General features: G+C 71.7%; 22 protein-coding genes. 13 read left to right on the top strand and 9 right to left on the bottom strand.

From position 1 onward, the window contains the following. The first annotated feature begins 9 nt into the window (after positions 1-9). Positions 10-873, top strand: a complete 864-nt coding sequence (gene proC / locus ACFQ58_RS00405; RefSeq protein ID WP_376948424.1) for a pyrroline-5-carboxylate reductase — start codon at positions 10-12, stop codon at positions 871-873. Here proC and rlmC read toward each other — a convergent pair. From rlmC to ACFQ58_RS00380, 5 genes are all read right to left on the bottom strand, one after another. Then, a complete protein-coding gene (gene rlmC, locus ACFQ58_RS00400) occupies positions 870-1,997 on the bottom strand; it encodes a 23S rRNA (uracil(747)-C(5))-methyltransferase RlmC (protein WP_376948421.1) in 1,128 nt (375 codons plus the stop codon). The two genes, proC and rlmC, sit on opposite strands and share 4 nt — an antisense overlap. Positions 1,998-2,006: 9 nt before the next feature. Further along, entirely contained in the window at positions 2,007-2,498 is a 492-nt protein-coding gene (locus ACFQ58_RS00395) for a GbsR/MarR family transcriptional regulator (RefSeq protein ID WP_376948420.1), read from the bottom strand. A 12-nt stretch (positions 2,499-2,510) separates the two neighbouring features. Next, a complete protein-coding gene (locus tag ACFQ58_RS00390) occupies positions 2,511-4,133 on the bottom strand; it encodes an ABC transporter permease (RefSeq protein ID WP_376948418.1) in 1,623 nt (540 codons plus the stop codon). Then, positions 4,130-5,062, bottom strand: coding sequence for an ATP-binding cassette domain-containing protein (locus ACFQ58_RS00385; protein ID WP_376948416.1), 933 nt, complete (start codon positions 5,060-5,062; stop codon positions 4,130-4,132). The genes ACFQ58_RS00390 and ACFQ58_RS00385 overlap by 4 nt, the downstream gene beginning before the upstream one ends. A 92-nt stretch (positions 5,063-5,154) precedes the next feature. Then, positions 5,155-6,087 (bottom strand): ATP-binding cassette domain-containing protein, encoded by a 933-nt coding sequence (locus ACFQ58_RS00380; protein WP_376948414.1) that lies wholly within the window; start codon positions 6,085-6,087, stop codon positions 5,155-5,157. A 96-nt stretch (positions 6,088-6,183) separates the two neighbouring features. On the opposite strand from ACFQ58_RS00380, the gene ACFQ58_RS00375 reads away from it, so the two are divergent. Continuing rightward, positions 6,184-6,585 carry a hypothetical protein gene (locus ACFQ58_RS00375; RefSeq protein WP_376948412.1) on the top strand — a complete coding sequence of 134 codons (402 nt, stop codon included), beginning with the start codon at positions 6,184-6,186 and terminating at the stop codon, positions 6,583-6,585. A gap of 69 nt (positions 6,586-6,654) precedes the next feature. Here the strand turns inward: ACFQ58_RS00375 and ACFQ58_RS00370 are convergent, their stop codons facing one another. Both ACFQ58_RS00370 and ACFQ58_RS00365 read right to left on the bottom strand, forming a co-directional pair. Then, a complete protein-coding gene (locus tag ACFQ58_RS00370) occupies positions 6,655-7,323 on the bottom strand; it encodes a potassium channel family protein (protein ID WP_376948410.1) in 669 nt (222 codons plus the stop codon). Next, on the bottom strand, positions 7,316-8,764 hold the full coding sequence (locus ACFQ58_RS00365) for a TrkH family potassium uptake protein (RefSeq protein ID WP_376948408.1): 1,449 nt from the start codon (positions 8,762-8,764) through the stop codon (positions 7,316-7,318). Before ACFQ58_RS00365 ends, ACFQ58_RS00370 begins: the two co-directional genes overlap by 8 nt. Positions 8,765-8,834: 70 nt before the next feature. Here ACFQ58_RS00365 and ACFQ58_RS00360 point away from each other — a divergent pair, with 70 nt between their 5' ends. Further along, on the top strand, positions 8,835-9,275 hold the full coding sequence (locus ACFQ58_RS00360; RefSeq protein ID WP_376948406.1) for an ArsR/SmtB family transcription factor: 441 nt from the start codon (positions 8,835-8,837) through the stop codon (positions 9,273-9,275). Positions 9,276-9,281: 6 nt separating this feature from the next. Here ACFQ58_RS00360 and ACFQ58_RS00355 read toward each other — a convergent pair whose 3' ends face one another. Beyond that, positions 9,282-9,791, bottom strand: a complete 510-nt coding sequence (locus ACFQ58_RS00355; protein WP_376948404.1) for a GNAT family N-acetyltransferase — start codon at positions 9,789-9,791, stop codon at positions 9,282-9,284. A 116-nt stretch (positions 9,792-9,907) separates the two neighbouring features. Between ACFQ58_RS00355 and ACFQ58_RS00350 the strand changes: the two genes are divergently transcribed. The 3 genes from ACFQ58_RS00350 to ACFQ58_RS00340 all read left to right on the top strand — a co-directional run bounded on the left by ACFQ58_RS00350 (position 9,908) and on the right by ACFQ58_RS00340 (position 12,028). Next, positions 9,908-10,006, top strand: a complete 99-nt coding sequence (locus tag ACFQ58_RS00350) for a 30S ribosomal protein bS22 (RefSeq protein WP_003792170.1) — start codon at positions 9,908-9,910, stop codon at positions 10,004-10,006. 79 nt (positions 10,007-10,085) lie between these two features. Continuing rightward, the gene (locus ACFQ58_RS00345) at positions 10,086-10,361 is read left to right on the top strand and encodes a glutaredoxin family protein (RefSeq protein ID WP_376948402.1); all 276 of its coding nucleotides are present in this window, start codon (positions 10,086-10,088) and stop codon (positions 10,359-10,361) included. A gap of 77 nt (positions 10,362-10,438) precedes the next feature. Further along, positions 10,439-12,028, top strand: a complete 1,590-nt coding sequence (locus ACFQ58_RS00340) for an FAD-dependent oxidoreductase (RefSeq protein ID WP_376948400.1) — start codon at positions 10,439-10,441, stop codon at positions 12,026-12,028. Positions 12,029-12,032: 4 nt separating this feature from the next. Here the strand turns inward: ACFQ58_RS00340 and aspS are convergent, their stop codons facing one another. Further along, positions 12,033-13,376 carry an aspartate--tRNA(Asn) ligase gene (gene aspS, locus ACFQ58_RS00335; protein WP_376948397.1) on the bottom strand — a complete coding sequence of 448 codons (1,344 nt, stop codon included), beginning with the start codon at positions 13,374-13,376 and terminating at the stop codon, positions 12,033-12,035. Positions 13,377-13,628: 252 nt separating this feature from the next. Between aspS and ACFQ58_RS00330 the strand changes: the two genes are divergently transcribed. From ACFQ58_RS00330 to ACFQ58_RS00300, 7 genes are all read left to right on the top strand, one after another. Then, positions 13,629-14,273, top strand: a complete 645-nt coding sequence (locus tag ACFQ58_RS00330) for a histidine phosphatase family protein (protein WP_376948395.1) — start codon at positions 13,629-13,631, stop codon at positions 14,271-14,273. Next, on the top strand, positions 14,273-14,905 hold the full coding sequence (locus tag ACFQ58_RS00325; protein ID WP_376948393.1) for a TlpA family protein disulfide reductase: 633 nt from the start codon (positions 14,273-14,275) through the stop codon (positions 14,903-14,905). The genes ACFQ58_RS00330 and ACFQ58_RS00325 overlap by 1 nt, the downstream gene beginning before the upstream one ends. A 21-nt stretch (positions 14,906-14,926) precedes the next feature. Next, positions 14,927-15,679 carry a cytochrome c biogenesis CcdA family protein gene (locus tag ACFQ58_RS00320; RefSeq protein ID WP_376948390.1) on the top strand — a complete coding sequence of 251 codons (753 nt, stop codon included), beginning with the start codon at positions 14,927-14,929 and terminating at the stop codon, positions 15,677-15,679. Next, complete coding sequence (locus ACFQ58_RS00315) at positions 15,657-17,444, top strand: cytochrome c biogenesis protein ResB (RefSeq protein ID WP_376948388.1); 1,788 nt, start codon at positions 15,657-15,659, stop codon at positions 17,442-17,444. Before ACFQ58_RS00320 ends, ACFQ58_RS00315 begins: the two co-directional genes overlap by 23 nt. Before the next feature lie 51 nt (positions 17,445-17,495). Continuing rightward, entirely contained in the window at positions 17,496-18,509 is a 1,014-nt protein-coding gene (gene ccsB, locus ACFQ58_RS00310) for a c-type cytochrome biogenesis protein CcsB (RefSeq protein ID WP_376950308.1), read from the top strand. Positions 18,510-18,578: 69 nt separating this feature from the next. Continuing rightward, on the top strand, positions 18,579-21,161 hold the full coding sequence (locus tag ACFQ58_RS00305) for an ATP-binding protein (RefSeq protein WP_376948386.1): 2,583 nt from the start codon (positions 18,579-18,581) through the stop codon (positions 21,159-21,161). Between the two features lie 358 nt (positions 21,162-21,519). Continuing rightward, positions 21,520-21,741, top strand: coding sequence for a hypothetical protein (locus tag ACFQ58_RS00300; protein ID WP_376948384.1), 222 nt, complete (start codon positions 21,520-21,522; stop codon positions 21,739-21,741). Positions 21,742-21,833: the final 92 nt, after the last annotated feature.

Genomic DNA, 21,833 nt, shown 5'->3' with positions numbered 1-21,833 from the left:
ATGGTCGCCATGACCTCCCGCCAGCCGGTTGACCGGCCGATCGAGCTGCCTACCATTGCGTTCCTCGGGGCCGGATCCATGGCCCGCGCGATCCTCGCGGGGCTGCTGCAGCCGCACGTCATGGTGGCCGGCGGCATCCGCACCACCAACCGCAGTGCCGACCGCGCGGCCGAGTTCGACGCCGAGCCGCGCGTGACCGCGTACGCGACCGAGGCGGATGCCGCGGCCAATCGCGTCGCGGTCGCCGGCGCGAAGCTCGTGGTCGTCGCGGTCAAGCCCGCGATGGTGCCCGACCTGCTCGACGAGATCGCCGACGCGCTCGAGCCGGGCACCGTGATGGTCTCGGTCGCGGCGGGCGTGACGGTCGCCACGTTCGAGGCGCACCTGCCGGCGCACGTGTCCGTGATCCGCACCATGCCGAACACGCCCGCGGTCGTCGGTCGCGCGGTGACCGGCGTCTCCGCGGGCATGCGTTCATCCGAAGTCGACCTCGCGCTCGTCGTGTCGCTGTTCGAGACCGTCGGCGAGGTGCTCGTCGTGCCCGAGTCGCAGCTCGACGCGCTCTCGACGATCTCGGGATCGGGCCCCGCCTACGTCTTCCTGCTCATCGAGGAGCTCACGAAGACGGCGATCGCGAAGGGCTTCACCCCCGACGAGGCCGCCGTGATGGTGCAGGGCACGTTCCGCGGCGCGAGCGAGCTGCTCGCGGCATCCGGCGACGACCCGGCCGAGCTGCGCCGCCGCGTCACCAGCCCGAAGGGCACCACCGAGCGCGCGATCGCCGTGCTGCAGGAGGCCGACCTGTCGGGCCTCTTCGACCGCGCCACCGACGCGGCCCTCGCTCGCGCCCGCGAACTCGCCGCCGGCGGTTAGCGCGCCCGCTCGAGCAACACCATCACCTCGAAATGCGTGGTCTGCGGGAACATGTCGAAGACGCGCGCCTTGACGGGCCGCAGCGACGGCATCGCGGCGAGGTCCTTCGCGAGAGAGGCCGCGTTGCAGCTCGAGTAGAGCACGTGCGCGGCGTCCGACCGCTCCAGCCAGCCGGCGAGGTCGGCCCCGATGCCGCGCCGCGGCGGGTTGACGACGACCAGGTCGGGGGCGGATGGCGCGGCGAGCGCGAACGCGGTGGCATCGCCTGCGGCGAAGCGCACGCGCGAGAGCGCGGCATCCGTTCGGCTCAGCTCGGCGCTCGCGACGGCCTCGACGCTCGTCTCGATGCCCGTGACCTCGGTGCCGCCGCCGGCGAGGTGGAGCGCGAACCCGCCGACGCCGGAGTAGAGGTCCCAGGCGTCCTCGGGCGCGAGCTCGCGGATCCACTCGCGCGCCTCGGCGTACAGCGCCTCGGCGATCGCGGTGTTCGTCTGGAAGAAGCTCTGCGGACGCAGGTGCATCGTGACGTCGTTGAGTCGCATCGGCAACGTGTCGGCCTCGGTCAGCACGACCTCGTCCGCGCCCTCGAGCACGGCCTTGTGCTCGGGCAGCAGGTTCGCGGTGACGACCCGCGCCTGCGGCAGCTCGGCGAGCAGCGTCGGCAGGTGCTTGCGCATGCGGCCGAGCGGCTCGCTCGAGCGCAGCACGAACCGGACCATCAGCTCGCCGTCGGGCGACTCGGTGACGATGAGGTGCTTGAGCTCGCCGCGGCGGGCGCTCACGTCGTACGGCGCGATCCTCGCGAGCGTGATGAAGCGCGCCAGCACGGGGAATGCCGCGCGATGCGCCGGCGAGCAGATCCCGCACGCCTGGAGGTCGACCCCGAACCCGTCGGCGTCGAGGATGCCGATGGTCGGCGCGTCGACCGTTCCGCCGACCACCATCTTGGCCTTGTTGCGGTAGTCGCGCTCGCCGCTCGCCACGGCGGGCAGCCAGGACGGCACGTCGAACGGCGCGAGGAGCTCCTCGGCGTGCCGCTGCTTGTCGGCCAGCTGCAGCGGGTACGGCCGACCCATGAGCGAGCACGAACGGCATCGCCCCGCGTCGAAGTACGGGCACTGCACCGATCAAGGCTACGGCCGGGTCGCGGTCGACGTCGACGTCGCCCGCAGCTCCTCCCATTCGCGCATGAGCTCGGGCATCCGCGCGTCGATGAAACGGTAGAACCGCGCCATCTCGCGGGCGCGCGCCGCGCCGGCCGCCTGCTCATCGCCGATCGCGTCGGCCGCGCGGTCGCCGAGATCGGCGATGACGCCGTAGACGGGGCTCTTCGCCATGAGCGCGGTGTACCAGGCGTCGTCGAGGAACTCCCACCGGTCGCGCCGGCTGCCCGCCTGCGGCACCCGATGCAGGATCCCGATCTGCGACAGGTACCGCACCGCACCCGAGATCGCGGCGGCGCTCACGCCGAGCTGCTCGCCGAGCTCGGACGCGGTGAGGCCGCCCGCGTCGGCGACGAGCAGGGCCATGAGCACGCGGGCCGGCATCCTCGGGAAGCCGGCGGCCGTGAGGACCGCGGCCGACTGCTCGACCGCGGACCTGAGGCCCTGCTCGTCGCGTGGCATCCGCTCAGTCTCTCATCCGCCCGACGCCAGTTCGCGGCGGCGCATCGACCACACGGCCAGCCCGCCTGCCGCCAGGGCGATGGCGAGCATCCAGAAGCCACCCGTCCAGTCGGTCTCACCGCCGGACGGGACGGGCGAGTGGGCGAACGGCGACAGGTTGATGAGCCACTCGGGGAGCTGGAGGATCGGCCCCCACGTGCCGAGGATCGCGGCGAGGCCGACGGCGGTCCATCCGACCGGGATGGTCGCGCGCGGCAGGAAGGCGAACACGAGCAGCGTGAAGCCGAGGAAGACCAGGCATGCGGGCAGTTGCGCCGCCGCCGCTTCGAGCACGTTCGGGATGAGCGATTCGGGATCGGACGCGCTGCCCGCGCCGACGATGCCCGCGAGCGCGGCCGCAGCGAGCACGATCACGATGACGATCACGCCGACGATCCAGTACTCGAGCAACCAGCGCACGCGGGGCACGCGTGTGCCGAGCACGAGCTCGGCGGTGCCGTGGGCCTCCTCCTGGCGCGCGCGGATGCCCACCTGGATGGCGCAGCACGCGGCGAGGACGCCGACGAGCCCGTAGAAGACGCCCACGAAGGCCTCCTCGATCGTCGCGTCGCTGCCGATCGCACCGCGGAGCGCGTCGAGCACCTGTGGGGTATCGGTTGCCGCCTGGTTGATGACGGACGACAGCGAGGTCGCGAGCAGTCCCGTCGCGATGCCGCCGGCGGTCCAGGACAGCAGGATGGCGGTGTTCAGCCGCCACGCGAGGCCGAACGAGCTCGACAGGCCCGGCCCCGCGGTCGCGCGGCCGGCCCGACCGGCGACGAGGCTCGCGCCCTGGTCGCGCACGGCCTGGAGGCCGAACACGACGGCGATGAGCGCCGCGGCGAACGCGAGCGGGACAAACAGCGGCGTCAGGTCGTTCTCGACGTAGGCGCCGGTGAACTGCCCGTAGCCGATGGGCGAGAGCCAGCTCGGCCACGCCGGGGTGACGTGCAGGAGGTCCTCGGACGGTGTCCCCGCGGCATCCCCGATGCCCCGCAGCAGGTAGGCGGCGAGCACGAAGGCGACCGACAGCCCGTTGGCCGCGCGCGAGGTCCGGAACAGCTGGGCGGCGAACAGGCCGAACGCGAGGAAGGCGACGCCCGAGGCCGCGATCGCCGCGCCCCAGACGAACGAGCCGGTGGTGTCGAGGCCGTTCGCGATGAGCGCCACGGCGATGAAGAGGCCGAGGCCGATGTTCGCGAGCACGCCGTGGACGACGGTCGCGGTCGTCGGGAGGATGCGACCCGCCGGCGTCGCCGCGATCGCCTCCGCCCGTCCCTGCTCCTCCTCCTGGCGCGTGTGGCGGACGGCGAGGAACGTGCTCATCAGCCCGCCCATGAGCGCGAGCCACGCGAAGAGGAGGAAGAAGGCGAACGCGCCATCATCCGTCCCGTTGGGCGTGCCGCGGAAGACCAGGATCGTGCGGGTCGCGATCGCGACGCCGAGGATCTCGCGCCGGTCGCCCTCCTCGCCGTACGTGGAGTACACCGCCGAGATCGAGCCGTACGCGAGCAGCGCGGTGCCGACGATCCAGAGCGCGAGCTGCAGGCGGTCGCGGCGGATGCGCTGCCGCAGCAGCACCATGAGCCTGGTCACGCCCGCGCCTCCTCCTCGATCGGGGCGAGCTCGTCGCCGTAGTGGCGCAGGAAGAGGTCCTCGAGCGACGGCGGCGCGATCGTGAGGCCCTGCACGCCGAGCCGTCCCAGGTCGGGAAGGACGTCGGCGACCCGGTCGCTGTCGACCGTGAACCGCACCCGCCCCTCGTCGATGACGAGGTCGTGCGCGTCGGGGATGGCGGCCACCCCCGCCTCCGCGGCCGGGTCGTGGATGAACGCGATCTCGGTCCGGGTCAGGTGGCGCAGCTCGGTGAGCGTGCCGCTCTCGACGACCTTGCCCTCGCGGATGATGGTCACGCGGTCGCACAGCTCCTCGACCTCGGACAGGATGTGGCTCGAGAGCAGCACGGTCGCGCCCTCGCGGGCGACCCGGTCGATCTCGCGGTTGAAGACCTGCTCCATGAGCGGGTCGAGGCCGCTCGTCGGCTCGTCGAGCACGTAGAGCTCGGCCGGCGTCGCGAAGGCGGCCACGAGGGCCACCTTCTGCCGGTTGCCCTTGGAGTACGCGCGGCCCTTCTTGCGCGGGTCGAGCTGGAAGTCCTCGAGCAGGCGTTCCTTGCGCTCCACATACGCAGCGCGGTCGGTCATCCCGCCGCGGAGCTTCGTGAGCAGGTCGATCGCCTCGCCCCCCGTGAAATTCGGCCAGAGCGCGACGTCGCCGGGCACGTAGGCGACGCGGCCGTGCAGCTCGGCCGCATCGTTCCACGGGTCGCGCCCGAAGAGGGTCGCCTCGCCCGCGGACGCGCGCGCGAGGCCGAGCAGGATGCGGATCGTCGTGGACTTCCCGGCGCCGTTCGGGCCGAGGAAGCCGTGGATCTCGCCGGACTCGACGGTGAAGTCGAGCCCGTCGAGGGCGATGGTGCGCCCGAAGCGCTTCTCGAGGCCTCGGGTGCTGATCACGGTGGTCATGGGCGGGATGCTACGCCGGATTCACAAATTTGTGAATGTGCCTAAACGGAATCCTAACGGTGCGCGGCAGGCGGAGGGCCCGCGGCACGACCTCACGGGCTTGACCCGTCGGTGACCCATTCGGGCTCGTCGCCATAGTGGCGCAGGAAGAGCTCCTCGAGCGACGGCGGCGCGACGGTCAAGCCCTGCACGCCCAGGCGACCGAGCACGGGCAGCAGCTGCGGGATGCGGTCGCTGTCGACCGCGAACCGGACCTTGCCGTTGTCGATCACGAGGTCGTGCGCGCCCTCGATGGCGGCGAGCGCCTCCTCCTGCCCGGGCCGGTGCACGAACGACACCTCGGATCGCGTCAGGTGCCGCAGCTCGGCCAGCGTGCCCGACTCGACGAGCCGTCCGGCACGGATGATGCTGACGCGATCGCACAGCACCTCGACCTCCGAGAGGATGTGGCTCGAGAGGAGGACGGTCGCGCCATCCGCCCGCACGCGGGCGATCTCGCGGTTGAACACCTGCTCCATGAGGGGATCGAGCCCGCTCGTCGGCTCGTCGAGCAGGTAGAGGTCGGCCGGCGTGGCGAAGGCGGCGACGAGCGCGACCTTCTGCCGGTTGCCCTTCGAGTAGGCGCGCCCCTTCGTTCGCGGGTCGAGCTGGAACTCCTCGATCAGGCGCGTGCGGCGCTCGCCATAGGCGCGCCGGTCCGACCGACCGCCGCGCAGCCGGGTGAGCAGGTCGATCGCCTCGGAGCCGCTCAGGTTCGGCCACAGGCTCACGTCGCCGGGCACGTACGCCACCCGGTGATGGAGTTCCGCGGCGCGCCGCCACGGATCCCGGCCGAAGAGCTCGGCCACGCCGCCGCTCGCGCGCGCGAGGCCCAGCAGGATGCGGATCGTCGTCGACTTGCCGGCACCGTTCGGTCCGAGGAAGCCGTGGATCTCGCCTTCGGCGACCTCCATGTCCAGGCCGTCGAGTGCGATGGCCGGCCCGAAGCGCTTCACGAGGCCCCGGGTGCGGATGACGTCGGCCATGCGCGGATGCTACGCCGCGGCGCCGGTGCGGGCAGGGGACCAAGGGCACTCACCTGCGTGTCCTCCGGGGGCTCCCGCGGCAGGTACGCTCGCGTCATGGGTTCGCTCGACGTCATCGCGCTGGTGAGCGAGGTGGTCGCGTGGATCACGCTCATCGGCGGCGGGCTCTGCCTGCTCGCCTTCGCGTTCGCGCGCATGGCCGATGGCACCTGGGAGCCCACCGATGCGGTCCTCGTCGACGCGGGCGGCGACGACGGCACGCGGGTGCGGTGGTTCGCCGAAGGCGAGTTCCACGAACGCGGGCTCGAACCCGACGAGCACCCCACTGTCGTCGGCACCGACACGCAGCCCGCGTTCTACCGCCGGCGCACGCCCGAGCGGCTGCGCTTCGAGGCCGACTCGCCCGTGCCGCGGCTGCTCGGCACGCTCGCGGTCATCCTGCTCGTGATCGGCGTGATCGCGACGGTCGTGTCGACGTTGGCCGGCGACGCGGCCTGAGCCGCAGCGGCGGCACGTTCGCCACGTGACCGGGCGACCGATGGCGCGCGCCCGCCCGCGGCATCCGGCTCACTCGAGCGCGGCGAACTTCTCGATGTCGCCCTCGGTGCCGGACACGATGATGAGGTCGTGATTGGACACCACGGTCTTCTCGGTCGCGTACGTGAACGGCTTGCCCGGGCTCTTCACGCCGACGACCGTCACATGATGCCGTGACCGCACGCCCGACTCGGTGAGGTTCTTGCCGCGGATCGGCTTCGGCGGGTACATCTTCACGAGCGCGAAGTCGTCGTCGAACTCGATGAAGTCGATCATGCGGCCGCTGACCAGGTGCGCGACCCGCTCACCCGCCTCGGCTTCGGGATAGATCACGTGGTTGGCGCCGATGCGCTCCAGGATCTTGCCGTGCGACGTCGAGATCGCCTTCGCCCAGATCTGCGGCACGCCGAGGTCGACGAGGTTCGCGGTGATGAGCACGGATGCCTCGATGGACGAGCCGACCGCGCAGACCGCGATCGAGAAGTCCTGGGCGCCGATCTGGCGGAGCGCGTCGATCGAGCGCGCGTCGGCGACGACCGCGTGCGTGACCCGCTCGGACCACTTCTGCACGAGCGCCTCGTCGGTGTCGACGGCGAGCACCTCGCGGCCGAGCCGGTCGAGCTGGCCCGCGGTCGCCGCCCCGAAGCGACCGAGTCCGATGACGAGCACGGGGGCGTCGTGCCTGATGCGATCAACCAACGATGGGCCTCTCTTCCGGTCGCTTGAACAGCTGGCGACGCTGGCTCGCGGCCAGCGCCGCCGCGAGGGTCACGGTGCCGACGCGTCCCATGAACATGGTCGCGCCCATGACGTACACGCCGGCCGGCGGCAGGTCGGCCGTGAGGCCGGTCGACAGCCCGCACGTCGCGAAGGCCGAGATCACGTCGAACAGCACGAAGTCGAAGGGTTCCTTCGTGATGTGCAGGATCGTGATCGACGACGCGGCGACGATCGTCGCCCCCCACAGCACCACGCTGACCGCCAATCGCAGGATGTCGGCGGGGATGCGACGTCCGAACGCCTCCATCGCGGGCGCACCGCGCGCCTCGGCGAACGCCGCGAGGAACAGCACCGCGAGCGTCGTGACCTTCACGCCGCCCGCCGTCGACGCCGAGCCGCCGCCGATGAACATCAGCATGTCGGAGACGAGCAGGCTCGACCCGTTGAGGTCGTGCATGTCGATGGTGGCGAAGCCGCCCGATCGGGTCATCGCCGACATGAAGAACGACTGGAAGATCGTCGGCAGGGCGTCCAGCTTCCCGTAGGTCTCGGGATTGTTGTACTCGAGCCCCAGGAAGGCCCCGGCGCCGAGCACGAACAGGATCACCGTGGTCGTGAGCGTGAGCTTGACGTGCACGCCCCAACGGCGGGGATTCCGCCATGCGCGGGCGAGCGCGAAGATGACGGGGAAGCCCAGGCTGCCGAGGAACACGCCGATCATGAGGAGCGTCTGGAACCAGTAGTCGAGGGCGAACGGCGCCAGGCCGCCGGGATTCGGGCTGAACCCGGTGTTGGTGAACGCCATCGCCGAGTAGTAGAAGCTGTACCAGATCGATTCGAACGGGCCGTACCCCGTCGCGAACATGCTCGGCAGCATGAGCAGGGCGATGACGAGTTCGATGCTCAACGCGCTCACCGCGACGGTGAACAGCAGGCCGCCGACCTCGCCGAGCAGCACGGCCTGCCGCTCGGAGACGGGGCCGACGTGGATGCGCGACGGATTCGTGTCGCTCGCCGCGAGCAGCTTCGCGCGCAGGCCGAGCCTGCGCGAGATGATGAGCCCGAGCGAGGTGGCGAGCGTGAGCACGCCGACACCGCCGATGTTCACGCCGATGAACACGAGCGCGTGGCCGAACGGGGACCAGTACGTCGCCATGTCGACGGTCGCGAGGCCGGTCACGCAGATGACCGACACGGCCGTGAAGAACGCGTCGTGGAGCGGGGCGCTGCCCGTGTCCGTGCCCGCGCGTGCGATCGGCAGCGAGAACAGCACCGTGAAGAGCAGGATGAGCGAGGCGAACACGAGGATCGCGAACCGCGACGGCGAATGTCGCAGCACCGCGTCGAGCCCATCGCGCAGGCCGCCGAGCCAAGCGCGCGGGCCGTAGCCGCCGCGCCGGCCCGTCGCCACCGCCTGCATCACGCACCCTCCGCTCGACGCTGAGTCATCGTACTCCCCGCGTGAGGCGCGGACTGACTACCCTTGAGCCATGGCGGACATCTTCGACGTGGTTGCGGACCCGACCAGGCGAGACATCCTCGGCGTCCTCCTCGACCGCGAGTCGTCGGTACCCGAGTCCGGCGGCGAGATCAGCGTCGGCGAGATCGTCACGGCCCTCGGCGTGAGCCAGCCGACGGTGTCCAAGCACCTCAAGGTGCTCCGCGAGTCCGGCCTCGTCGGCGTGCGGGAAGAGGGGCAGCACCGCTACTACCGGCTCGACCGCGCGCCGCTGGAGCGCCTCGAAGACTGGCTGATCCCCTTCGTGTCGACGGATGCCGCGACCGACGCGGTCACGCTCGCCGGCGCCGATGCCGGGGCCGAGGTCGACCTCAACGCCGACCAGCGCGCGTTCGCCTCGGCGCTCGGCAAGGCGTTCGCCGAGACCGCGCACCAGGTCACCGCGGTCGTCGCGCAGCGCAAGCGCCGCTAGCGGCGGCTACCGCAGTCGCTTCTGCATCTCGAGTTCCAGCCCGCCGGGCTCGAGCTCGTACGGCCGGCTGTGGCCGGTGTAGGCGAACCCGAGCTTCTCGTAGAAGCGCCGCGCACGGGGGTTGTCCTCGTGCACCTCGAGGCGCAGCGTGTCGCTCCGGTCGGCCGCCCAGCGCTCGATCTCGGTGAGCAGGGCACGGGTCACGCCCGCGTCGTCGCCGCGGCGATCGGGGGAGACGTAGACGCCGACCAGCAGCGGCCCCGTCGTCAGGTCGGGCACGTAGCATCCCATCGTGCCGACCCACCGGTCGCCGTCGACCGCGACGATGAGGGTCTGCTCGCGCGCCTCGCCGCGGCGGGCGCGGATGCGCCATTCGATCTCGTCGTAGCCGAGCGCGCGTTCGAGCGTGTCACCGAAGGCGATGGGGGTGTCGCGGAGCATCTCCAGGCGCAGCTCGCGCATCGCCCGCCAGTCGTCCTCGCGGGTCGTTCGGATCACCAGTCCGGGTCGTGGCATCCCTCGACGGTAGCCCATGACTCGGCGCCCCGCCGGTGGATGGGCTAGACTACCGCGGGGCTCATCGCCCCACGGCTGCGGCACGCGCGGCCGACCCGGATCTTTGTGAGGTTTTCGTGGGTTCCGTCATCAAGAAGCGTCGCAAGCGCATGGCGAAGAAGAAGCACCGCAAGCTGCTTCGCAAGACGCGCCACCAGCGTCGCAACAAGAAGTAGTCGCATTCCGACCACTGGCAGAGCGTCAGGCCGTCCGGCCTGGCGCTTTTCGCTGCCCCGGCGCGCGTATCCTGAGCGGGTGAGCCCCCGAGACATCCGCCTCACCCTGATCGGCAAGCCCGGTTGCCACCTGTGCGACGACGCGCGGGAGGTCGTCACGTGCGTGCGCGAGGAGCTCGCGGCGACGCCCGGGGCGCCGGTCACCACGCTCGATGAGCTGTCCATCCTCGACGACGAGGCACTGCGCGCGCGGTACGCCGAGGAGATCCCGGTGCTGCTCGTCGACGGCGAGGTGCACGGCTACTGGCGCATCGACCCGGTGCGACTCAAGACGGCACTCCTCGCGGCCGCCTGACCCGGCGTCCATAGTCCGCGGCATCCGTTTCCCTCAAGGGGGTGACGCCGGATGGCGCGTGGGCGTTGACTGGTCGCATGACGAGCATCCAGCGCGAGCGCTCCGTTCCCATCGACCCCGAGCGGCACGCCGACGTCGTCGTCGTGGGTGCCGGGATCACCGGCCTGTCGACCGCGATCATGCTGCTCGACGCCGGCCGCCGCGTGACCGTGATCGAGCAGGACGTGCCGGGCGCGCTCGCGAGCGGGCGGAACACCGGCAAGGCCACCCTGCTGCAGGGCAATCGGCTCGCGGTCATCCGCCGCGGGCATCCGGCGGGGCTCGTGCGAGCGTACGTCGACGCCAACCGCGCCGGGCAGCAGTGGCTGCGGCGCGCGTGCGAGCGGGCCGGCGTCGAGATGCGCGAGGCCACCGCGTACAGCTACGCGCAGACGGTCGACGGCATCGACGCGGTCGATGCCGAGGTGCGGGCCGGGCGCGAGGCGGGGCTGCCCGTCCGGCGGGTCACGGAGATCCCCGACGACGTGCCGTTCCCCGTCGCCGGGGCGGCGGCGCTCGAGGGGCAGCTCGCTCTGGATCCGGCCGAGCTGATGCGCGGGCTCGCCGAGCTCGTGGCGGCCGGCGGCGGGCGCATCGTCACGGGTGCCCGCGCACTCGGGGTCACCGCCTCGTCGCCGGCGAAGGTGCGCACGAGTGTCGGCACGTTCACCGCCGAGCAGGTCGTCATCGCGACCGGCGCGCCGATGCTCAACCGTGGCCTCTACTGGGCGAAGACCGGCGGATCGCGCTCGATGCTCGTGTCGTTCGAGATGCCCGCGGAGGCGGCGCTGCCCGACGGACTGTACCTCTCTGTGGACCAGCCGACCCGCAGCATCCGCCGCGACGATCGCGGCGACGCGACGCGCCTCATCGTCGGCGGGGCGAACCACCGCACCGGTCGCGTGCCGAGCACGCGGGAACTGCTCGACGAGCTCGTCGGCTGGGCGCAGACGTGGTGGCCCGACGCGACCGACCCGGTGCACTGGGCCGCGCAGGACTACCAGTCGCACAACCTCATCCCCTTCGTCGGCCGGATGCCTCGGGGCCGGGGTCGCGTCTGGTTCGCGACGGGGTACGCCAAGTGGGGCCTCACCAACGGCTCGGCCGCGGGCATCCGCATCGCGCACGAGATCCTCGGGGCTCGCCGTCCCGACTGGGGCCGGGTCATCGGTTCGCGATTCACGACGCCGGGCGACTTCGGGCGCGGCATCGCAGACGGCGCCCGCGTCGGAGCCTTCCTCACGCGCCGATGGGTGCGTGCGTTGCGGGCCCCGGTGGCGGATGCCGCGCCGCCGCCGCCCGAGGGCGTGGGCGTCGTGCTGCGCCGCGGTACGCATCCGGTCGGCGTCTCAACCGTCGGCGGCGAGACCTGCGAGGTCTCCGCGGTGTGCACGCACCTGGGCGGGGTCCTCAACTGGAACGACGCCGAGTGCACGTGGGACTGCCCGCTGCACGCCTCGCGCTTCGATCACCGCGGCAACCGCATCGAGGGTCCCGCGCTGCGCGACCTCGAGCGCGCCGACGCGACGCCGCTCGACGAGGTGCTGCGCGCCGGCGCCGCCGAGCGCGCCGCGGGGGGCTCCGACCGCCCCGCCTCGGGCGGCGCCGCCGACGCCCCCGGTGCCTGACGGCTTACGGCAGCAGGCGCGTCGGGCCGCGGAAGAGGTAGGTGGTCTCGCGGATCGAGTGCTCGTGCAGCATGAGCATGAGGACGCGCGCGAGGCCCATCCCGAAGCCGCCGTGGGGCGGCACGCCGTAGCGGAAGAAGTCGAGGTAGAAGTCGAGCTCCTCGGGCTCGAGGCCCTTCTCCTTCGCCTGCTCGGTCAGCACGTCGACGCGGTGCTCGCGCTGCGCGCCGGTGGAGATCTCGACCCCGTTGAAGATGAGGTCGTACGAGTTCGTCAGGCCCGCGTCATCCGCGTGGCGCATGTGGTAGAACGGCCGGATGCTCGACGCGTAGTCGGTGAGGAAGACGAACTCGTGGCCGAGCTCCTCCCTGACGTACTGCGAGATCTGGCGCTCGCCCTCGGGGTCCATGTCGGCGTCCTGGCGGGGCACCACGTACCCGCGCGACGCGACGATCTGCTTGGCCTCGGCGAGCGGGATGCGCGGGAACGGCGTGCTGGGCACCGTGACCTCGACGCCGAACAGCTCCTGGATCTCGGCGCCGTGCTTCTCCTTGACGGCCGTGAATCCCGCGACGAGGACCTCCTCGTGCATCGTCATGACGTCCTCGTGCGAGTCGACCCAGCTCATCTCGGCGTCGATCGAGGTGAACTCGGTCGCGTGCCGCGACGTGAACGACGGGTCGGCGCGGAACGCCGGCCCGACCTCGAACACGCGGCCGAACCCGGCCGGCTGCGCCATCTGCTTGAAGAACTGGGGGCTCTGCGACAGGTACGCCGTGCCCTCGAAGTAGCCGAGCTCGAACAGCTCGGCGCGGGACTCGGATGCCGACGCCATGAGCTTCGGCGTCTGGATCTCGATCCATCCCCGCTCGACCCAGTACGTGCGCAGCGCGTGCAGGAACGTGGTCTGGATGCGGAAGATGAGGTTCTGCCGCGGGTGCCGCAGGTCGAGGAAACGCCAGTCCTGGCGCTTGTCGAGACCCGAGTCGGCCGCGATGGGCGTCTCGAGCGCCTCGGCGACGACGTCGAGCGAGCCGATCTTCACCTCGAGCCCGCCGAGCTTGACCCGCTCGTCGTGCTTCAGGTCGCCGGACACCGTGACGAACGTGCCGTGCCCGAGCGCGGAGATCTGCTCGGTGAGCGCGAACGCCTCGGCAGCGCCGACGCTGACGCCCTCGGGGTCGAGCTCGCGCACCGCCGGATTCACGAGCTGCACCGAGCCGGACTCGTCGCGCAGGATGATGAACTGCACCTTCTTCTGGTCGCGGACGGTCTCGACCCATCCGGCGACGGTGACGGGGCCGTCGGGAAGTGCGGCGAGGTCCTTGACGAGGGTGCGCGTGTTCACGACGGATCATCCTACCGGGCGGTGTTTCCCCGCCCGACCGGCCCGCTTCGCGCCATCCGCCCGCCCCTGCCCGCCCTGTCCTGCCCGGATCGCAGGAAGAGCGGCGATTCACAGGACGGAATCGTCGGATCCGTCCTGTACATCGGCAGATCTCCTGTGAACGGCAGGGGACGGGTGAAACGAGAAGGGCGGGCGAGCGGATGCCACGGCGCACGGCGGTTTCCTAGGGAACCGGTTCGTAGACTGGAGGGCGTGCCGGCCGAGCAGATCCATCTCGTGCGCCACGGCGAGGTCTTCAACCCCCAGGGCGTGCTCTACGGTCGTCTCCCCGGATACGGCCTGAGCGACCTCGGCCGCGCCATGGCCGAGGCCGCCGCGCTCGACCTCGTGATGCGCAAGCGCCACGTCGCCTCGCTCGTCTCCTCGCCCCTGCAGCGCACGCAGCAGTCGGCCGAGCCGATCGCGAAGGCCTTCTCGCTCGAGCCGGCGCTCGACGACCGCATCATCGAGCCGACGAACCGGTTCGAGGGCAAGCGGATGGCGGGACCCGACTCCGCACTGCGCGACGTGCGCAACTGGGTGTTCCTCGTGAACCCGTGGGAGCCGAGCTGGGGCGAGGCGTTCGGCAAGATCGCCGACCGCATGTTCCATGCCATGCACGACGCCGCCGATGCCGTCGACGAGGGCGACGTCGTGATGGTGAGCCATCAACTGCCGATCTGGATGGCGCACCGCCGGGTCGCCGGCAAGTCGCTCGCGCATGACCCGCGCCGGCGTCGCTGCGCGCTCTCGAGCATCACGACGTTCGAGCGCCGCGGCCGCCGCTTCGTCGAGGTCGGCTACCGCGACCCTGCCGCCGGGCTGCAGGAGCAGGCGACCGACGTGGGGGCGGTGTGATGCATCTCGTGCGTTCGGGTTTCGAGACGCGGCTGCGCCGCTCCTCGACCCTCGGGTTGGTGGCGGTCGCCGCGGCATCCGCCCTACTGCTCGCCGGGTGCTCGAGCGACCCGCTCGCCGAGCAGTACCGCGAGGGGAACAACAAGGGCTACATCGCCGGCGACGGCACGATCGCCGAGTTCCCGGCCGGCGAGCGCGGCGAGCCGATCGCGTTCGAGGGCGAGACGATCGAGGGCGGGACCCTCGACTCCGTCGACCTGGCCGGCGAGGTCGCGGTCGTGAACTTCTGGTACGCCGGCTGCGCGCCGTGCCGTGCCGAGGCGCCGCTGCTGCAGCAGGTGCACGAGGAGTTCGACGGGAACGGGGCGTCGTTCGTGGGCGTCAACGTCCGCGACCAGGCCGCGACCGCGGCATCCTTCGAGCAGAACTACGGCATCACCTACCCGTCGATCGTCGACGCGAACGACGGGGCCGTGCAGTACGCGTTCGCCGGTGACGTGCCCCCCGCGGCCGTGCCGACGACGCTCGTGCTCGACGCCGAGGGCCGCGTCGCCGCGCGCATCCTCGGCCAGCTCAAGGACGCGTCGATCCTCGAGACCATCGTGCGCGACGTCATCGCCGAGCAGGCGTAGGCGCAGGCGGACGTTCCGGCGATGGACCTCAACCAGATCATCTTCAGCGGGCAGCTGCTCGCGGCCGTGCCGATCGCGATCGCCGCGGGGCTCGTGTCGTTCCTCTCGCCGTGCGTCCTGCCGCTCGTGCCCGGCTACCTCGGCTACCTCGGCGGGTTCGCCGACGCGAGCGCCGAGGAGGCCGAGCAGCGTCGCGCGCGCCGCCGCCTGATGCTCGGCGTGCTGCTCTTCATCGCGGGCTTCACGCTCGTGTTCCTCATCTTCACGACCGCGTTCGGCGCGCTCGGCGCCTGGCTGCGGCTGTACTCCGACCTCATCATCCGCGTGCTCGGGGTGGTGCTCATCGTGATGGGCCTCGTGTTCATCGGCCAGTTCACGTTCCTGCAGCGCACGTTCAAGCCGTCGTGGCGCCCGGCCACCGGCCTCGCGGGCGCCCCACTGCTCGGAGTGGTGTTCGGTCTCGGCTGGACGCCGTGCATCGGCCCGACGCTCGCCGTCGTGCTCGCCCTCAGCACTGACGCCGCAAGCGCGGGGCGGGGCGCGCTGCTCGGCCTGGCGTACTGCATCGGCCTCGGCATCCCGTTCGTGCTCGTCGCGTTCGGGTTCAGCTGGGCGGCGAACGCGCTCGCGTTCGTGCGTCGGCACATCCGCGCCGTGAACCTCATCGGCGGCGGGTTGCTCATCGTCATCGGCCTGCTCATGGTGTCGGGCGTGTGGACCATCTGGATGTACGAGTTGCAGGCGGTGATCAGTGGCTTCGTCCCCGCGATCTGAGACGCGACCCGGGCGCGGGCGAGCGGATGGCGCGGCCGCGCGCGGCACGGGCGTCGACCCGCTGCGCCCGGCCGACTACGACGACGGCTCGAGCGACTCGAGCGCCTCGGGCGCCGGCGCGGTCGCCGGTGCCGTCGCCGGTGCCGGCGGCTCCGCCGGGCCGGTCACCGGGCCGAAGCTCGGCCCCGTCGGTTGGCTGCGATTCGGATGGCGCCAGCTCACGAGCATGCGCACGGCGCTGCTGCTCCTCCTGCTGCTGGCCATCGCGGCGGTGCCGGGTTCGCTGGTGCCGCAGCGCTCGAGCGACCCCAACGGCGTCGTGCAGTACTTCACCGACAACCCCGACCTCGCACCGGTGCTCGACTCGTTCCAGATGTTCGACGTGTACACGTCGGTGTGGTTCTCGGCGATCTACCTGCTGCTGTTCGTCTCGCTCATCGGCTGCATCATCCCGCGCACCAAGCACCACTTCGAGGCGCTGCGAGCGCGGCCCCCGAAGACGCCGGCCCGGCTCTCGCGGCTGTCGGCCTACACCGAGCGTCCGCTGGCCGACGGCGAGACCGCCGACGACGCGATCGCGCGGGCCGCGGCCGCGCTGAAGAAGTCGGGCTACCGGATCGAGCGCTTCGACCAGCGCGGCGCGCCATCCGTCTCTGCCGAGCGCGGCTACCTGCGCGAGACCGGCAACCTCGTCTTCCACACCGCCCTCGTCGGCGTGCTCGTGACGGTCGCGATCGGCGGCGGATTCGGCTTCTCGGGACAGCGGGTCATCGTCGAGGGGCAGTCGTTCGTGAACACGCTCGCGGCGTACGACTCGTTCAACCCGGGCCGCTTCTTCGACGACACCCGGCTCACGCCGTACCGGCTGACGCTCGACGAGCTCGACGCGGTCTACGAGACCGAGAACCGCGACGCGCTCGGCCAGCCGATCGACTTCACGGCGCGCGTCACGATCGACGGCGAAGGCGGTTCCGACGAGCGGCAGGTCAAGGTCAACGAGCCGCTGTACGAGTACGGCACCGACGTGTACCTGCTCGGGAACGGCTACGCGCCGACGATCACAGTCCGCGACCCCGACGGGAACGTCGTGTTCACCGACTCGATCCCGTTCCTCCCGCAGGACGCGAACCTCACCTCGATCGGCGTCGTGAAGGTGCCCGACGGACTCGACGAGCAGCTCGGCATGGTCGGCTTCTTCTACCCGACGCAGACCACGCTGCCGTCGGGCGCGTACACCTCGAGCTACCCCGACCTCGTGTACCCGGTGCTCACGCTCAACGTGTACTCGGGCGACCTGGGCCTCGACGCGGGCACACCGACCTCGGTGTACCAGCTCGAGACGACCGGCATGGAGCAACTCACGGGCGGCGACACCGGCGTCGACTCGGTCGAGCTCATGCCGGGCGAGTCCACCGAACTGCCCAACGGCCTCGGCACGGTCGAGTTCGAGACCGCGACGCCGGATGCCGCGGCCGACGACTTCTCGAAGAGCGTGTCGCGCTTCGCCTCGTTCGACGTGCACCACGACCCGTCGCAGGGCTGGGTGCTCGTCTTCGCGGTGCTCATCATCGGCGGCCTGCTGCTGTCGCTGTTCGTGCCGCGGCGTCGCATGTGGGTGAAGGCGGTGGGGCCGGATGGCACGACCGTGCTCGAGTACGCCGGCCTCGCCCGCGGCGACGACCCGGGCCTCGAGCGCGCGGTTGACGAGTTCGCCGACCGGCACGCGAATTCCGCGGCGACCGGGCCGGAAACTTCTTCGACGTAAGGTAGAACGGTGACGCTCGACGAGATCTCCATCATCGCGGTGTACTCCGCCATGGCCGTGTACGCGGTCGCGTTCATCGCGTACTCGATCGACCTCGCGAAGCGCTCGGCCGCGTCGGCGGCGGAGGCGGATGCCGCCTCCGCGGGCACCGCGAGCGAGCCCGCCTCCGAGCGGGTCGAGGTCCTCGCCGCGGCGGCCGCGGGCACGAGCGCGCCCGCGCCCGGGTCGGGAGCCCGAGTCGGCGGACGCGACCGTTCCGCGAAGGCCGGCGCCGCGACATCCGCCCCCGTCTCGTACGGCCGTTCGCCCGTGCTGCGCGTCGCCGTCGCGATGACGGTCATCGCGTGGCTGCTGCACCTGTCGGCGACCGTGCTGCGCGGCATCGCCGCCGAGCGCGTGCCGTGGGCCAACATGTACGAGTTCGCGTTGACCGGCACGCTCGTCATCACGACGGTCTTCCTGCTCGTGCTGCTGGTGGTCAAGACCGACCTGCGCTTCCTGGGCACGTTCGTGACCGGGCTCGTTCTCGTGCTGCTCGGCATCGCGACCGTGAACTTCTACGTGAGCGTCGTGCCGCTGCCGCCGGCGCTGCAGTCGGTGTGGCTCGTCATCCACGTCTTCGTCGCGACCTCGGCCGTCGGGTTCTTCGCGCTCGGGTTCGCGCTCTCGGTCGTGCAGCTCATGCAGGCCCGTCGCGAGGCAGTCGTCGCAACCGCCGACGCGGTGAAGAAGTCGTTCCTCGCGACGTTGCCCGACTCGGTCTCGCTCGAGAACCTCGCGTACCGCGTGAACATCGTCGGATTCATCCTCTGGACCTTCACGCTCATGGCCGGTGCGATCTGGGCCGAGAAGGCGTGGGGGCGCTACTGGGGCTGGGACACCAAGGAGGTGTGGACCTTCATCATCTGGGTGGTCTACGCCGGGTACATCCACGCGCGCGCGACGCGCGGCTGGCGCGGCTCGCGGTCGGCCTGGCTCGCGATCATCGGCTTCTCGGCGGTGCTGTTCAACTTCACCGTGGTGAACCTGTTCTTCAAGGGACTGCACGCCTACTCGGGTCTCTGATCCGGATCGTCCCGGCCGTTCCGGGGCGGCACGGTTGCGATCCCCGCGTCCCGCGGGCACGATCGCTGCATGGGCCGGGGCCTGCTCGAGCGCGACAAGGAACTCGACGCGCTGCGATCCGCGGCGCGCGATGCCGTCGCGGCGCGCGGCCGCGTGGTGCTGATCCACGGCGAGGCGGGCATCGGCAAGTCGACCCTCGTGCGCGCCGTGCGCGCCGATCCGCCGGCTGGCGTGCGCGTGCTGCTCGGCTCGTGCGATGCGATGTCCACGCCTCGCCCGCTCGGGCCGCTGCGCGACCTCACGTCGGCGGTCGGTCCTCGGCTGGGGCAGGCGCTGCGCGCGGGTGACCGCGAGGAGGTCTTCGACGCGCTGCGCGAGGAACTGTCGGGCACGCCAGCGACGGTCCTCGTGATCGAGGACGCGCAGTGGGCGGATGAGGCGACGCTCGACGCGCTGCGCTTCCTCGCCCGGCGGATCGACGACCTGCCCGCCGTCCTGGTCCTCACGTACCGCGACGAGCTCGACCGCGACCATCCGTTGAGCCGGCTGCTCGGCGACCTCGGACACGGCGATCGGGTCGACCGCATCGCGCCGCGGCGCCTCTCGCCGGCGGCGGTTGGCGAGCTCACCGCCGGCAGCGGGCTCGATGTCGAGCGCGTCGTCGCCTTGACCGAGGGGAACCCGTACTTCGTCAGCGAGATCGTCGCCTCGGCCGACGAGGTCCGGGTGCCGCCGACGGTAGTGGACGCGGTCACCGGCCGGCTCCGACGGCTGGATGCCGCGACCCAGGAGCACGTCGAGCAGCTGGCCGTCGTCCCGTCGGCCGTCGACCCGGGCCTGCTCGCCCGGCTCGTGCCGGGCGGAGCCGGCGCGCTTCGAGCGGCGGAGGAGGGCGGCCTGCTCGTCGTCCAGCCCGACGGCGTGCGGTTCCGCCACGAACTGACGCGGCGCGCCGTGGTCGATGGGCTTCCGGCGTCGCACCGGATCGAGCTCGAGCGGCGGGTGCTCGCCGCGCTCCTCGAGACCGGCGGCGTCGATTCCGCGAGGCTCGTGCACCACGCGCTCGCGGCGGGCGAGGTCGAGGTGGTCGCGGAGTGGGCGCCGCGTGCGGCGCGGGATGCCGCGGCGTCCGGTGCGCACCGGCAGGCCGCAGCGCACTTCCGGGTGGTGCGGGACCACGCGGACCGGTATCCGCCCATGGAACGTGCCGACCTCCTCGAGGAGTACGCGATCGAGGCGTACACGATCGGCTTCGCAGAGGAAGCCGTGGCTCCCGAGTCCGAGGCGATCGCGCTGCGCCGCGGGTTCGGCGATGCCAGGCGACTCGGCGCGAGCCTGCGGTGGCTGTCGCGGTTCCAGTGGTTCGCCGGACACCGTGCCGACGCCGAGGCCGCGGCCCGCGAGGCATCCGCCGTGCTCGTCGACGCCGGCGACCCGAGTCTCTACGCCATGGCGTTGAGCAACGAGGCCCAGCTCGCCCTGCTCGCCCACCACACCCCGCGGGCCATCGAGCTCTCGGGCCTCGCCATCGACATCGCCCGCGAGACGGGCGACGCCGGGGTGCTCTCGCACGCGCTGAACAACCACGGCACGGCGCTCATGTTCCTCGCCGACGACGCCGGCATGGCGGAGCTCGTCGAGGCCACCGAGGTCGCGCTGGCGGTCGACGACATCGAGGATGCGGCTCGCGCGTCGGTCAACCTCGTCTGGGGACTGCTCGACCAGTACCGACTCGACCTCGCCGAGCACCACCTCGACCGGGCCCTCGAGATCTCGGAGCGCGCCGAGTTCATCGGATTCGTCACCTACCAGCAGATGGAGCAGGCGCGGCTCGACCTCGCCCGAGCGCGATGGGATGACGCGTTGCAGACGCTCGATCGGGAGATCGACGCGCCGCACGCCCGCTGCGTCGCCCTGACGGTCGAGGGGACCGTGCGGATCCGGCGCGGCGACGGTGACGGCGAGGCGCTGCTCGAGGAGGGCCGGCGGGTCGCCGTCGAGCTCGGCGAGCTGCAACGGCGCGGGCCCGTGGCCGCGGCGCTGGCGGAGGCCGCCCTGCTGCGCGGCGACCGTGCGGCGGCCCGCGAGATCGCCCGCCCCGAGTTCGACGAGGCGGACCGGCTCGACGCCAAGTCCCTGCGGGCCGAGCTGGCGTACCTCCTGCGGCGCACCGGCGACGAGGTGGACGTCGCCGCCGACGACCGTCACCCCTTCGCCGTCCAGGCCCGCGGCGACTGGCGGCGGGCTGCGGAGCTCTGGCGCGAGGCGGGCGCGCCGTACCACGAGGCGGCCGCGCTCGCCGAGAGTCCCGACGAGGCCGACCTCGTCGCGGCGCTCGCCATCCTCGACCGGATCGAGGCGGTCCCGCTGGCGCGGAACGTCAGGGCCCTGCTGCGCGAGCGCGGCGTCCGCAGCATCCCACGCGGACCCTCGACGCTGACGCGTGCCAACCCGGCCGGCCTGACCGCGCGGCAGGTCGAAGTGCTCCGTCTGGTCGCCGACGGGCTCACCAACGCCGAGATCGCCGACCGGCTGGTCCTCTCGGTCCGCACGGTCGACACGCACGTGGCCGCCGTGCTCGCGAAGCTCGGCGTGGCGACGCGCGTCGAGGCGGCGCGACTCGCGCCCGAGGTGCTCGAGCAGGCCGGCTGACCCGCGGGCCGCGCGCCCGGTCCCGCGCCGCCGCACTCCGGAGTCGTGCCATCCGATCTCGGTAGGCGTCGCGCGTGATCTCGGTAGTCGTCCCCGACGAATCGCCCTGCCCTCCCGCCGTAGAACAGAGATGTGCCCGATCGGGGCGCAGATCGAGACCGAGAGGAGGCGCGAAATGCTCGCAACGATGATCGCGCTGGGACTGCTCGCAGCGACGGCGGTCGCCGGCGCATCCGTGCAGTTCCGCCGCGACGGCTACCGCCGGACGCCCACCCTTCCCCGCTGACCTCGGACGCGCCGACCAGGTGCCCCGCCGCCGCCCACCCACCCACTCACGCATCGACCGGAAGACGTCATCATGAACACCGCAATCCTCACCACCACGGCAGCCACGACCAGCCCGATCCGGCGCTGGACGCTTCCCCGCCGCATCCTGCAGCGCGCCGCACTCGCGTTCTCGCGGGTGCGCTCGACCCAGCTCGACGACCTCGACCCGCGAGCCCTGCACGAGCTCCGGCGTGATGCCGACCGGCTCCGGACCGAGAACTTCCGCGCGGTCGCCGTCGGTCGCCTCCTGTGACCCCTTGAGTGGGGGAGTGGGCGCGAAATCGCCCGACGTCAGCGCAAACGCTTGCTCGCACCCGAATCGCCCGCCGACCAGTTCGGCGGGCG

Origin of the sequence: Agromyces sp. NPDC056523 (assembly GCF_042794545.1) — a bacterium.
Lineage (GTDB): Bacteria > Actinomycetota > Actinomycetes > Actinomycetales > Microbacteriaceae > Agromyces.
Note: the sequence above shows the minus strand (reverse complement) of the source record. Positions and strands in the feature narration are given on the sequence as shown.

Excerpts from the sequence above, each read along its gene's own strand:
- ACFQ58_RS00380 (WP_376948414.1), bottom strand. The coding sequence starts at position 6,087 with ATGGCCGACGTCATCCGCACCCGGGGCCTCGTGAAGCGCTTCGGGCCG.
- ACFQ58_RS00305 (WP_376948386.1), top strand. The coding sequence starts at position 18,579 with ATGGGCCGGGGCCTGCTCGAGCGCGACAAGGAACTCGACGCGCTGCGA.
- ccsB (WP_376950308.1), top strand. The coding sequence starts at position 17,496 with ATGGCCGTGTACGCGGTCGCGTTCATCGCGTACTCGATCGACCTCGCG.
- ACFQ58_RS00365 (WP_376948408.1), bottom strand. The coding sequence starts at position 8,764 with ATGCAGGCGGTGGCGACGGGCCGGCGCGGCGGCTACGGCCCGCGCGCT.
- proC (WP_376948424.1), top strand. The coding sequence starts at position 10 with ATGACCTCCCGCCAGCCGGTTGACCGGCCGATCGAGCTGCCTACCATT.
- ACFQ58_RS00395 (WP_376948420.1), bottom strand. The coding sequence starts at position 2,498 with ATGCCACGCGACGAGCAGGGCCTCAGGTCCGCGGTCGAGCAGTCGGCC.
- ACFQ58_RS00355 (WP_376948404.1), bottom strand. The coding sequence starts at position 9,791 with ATGCCACGACCCGGACTGGTGATCCGAACGACCCGCGAGGACGACTGG.
- ACFQ58_RS00300 (WP_376948384.1), top strand. The coding sequence starts at position 21,520 with ATGAACACCGCAATCCTCACCACCACGGCAGCCACGACCAGCCCGATC.
- ACFQ58_RS00340 (WP_376948400.1), top strand. The coding sequence starts at position 10,439 with ATGACGAGCATCCAGCGCGAGCGCTCCGTTCCCATCGACCCCGAGCGG.
- ACFQ58_RS00375 (WP_376948412.1), top strand. The coding sequence starts at position 6,184 with ATGGGTTCGCTCGACGTCATCGCGCTGGTGAGCGAGGTGGTCGCGTGG.
- ACFQ58_RS00320 (WP_376948390.1), top strand. The coding sequence starts at position 14,927 with ATGGACCTCAACCAGATCATCTTCAGCGGGCAGCTGCTCGCGGCCGTG.
- ACFQ58_RS00325 (WP_376948393.1), top strand. The coding sequence starts at position 14,273 with ATGCATCTCGTGCGTTCGGGTTTCGAGACGCGGCTGCGCCGCTCCTCG.
- ACFQ58_RS00385 (WP_376948416.1), bottom strand. The coding sequence starts at position 5,062 with ATGACCACCGTGATCAGCACCCGAGGCCTCGAGAAGCGCTTCGGGCGC.
- ACFQ58_RS00360 (WP_376948406.1), top strand. The coding sequence starts at position 8,835 with ATGGCGGACATCTTCGACGTGGTTGCGGACCCGACCAGGCGAGACATC.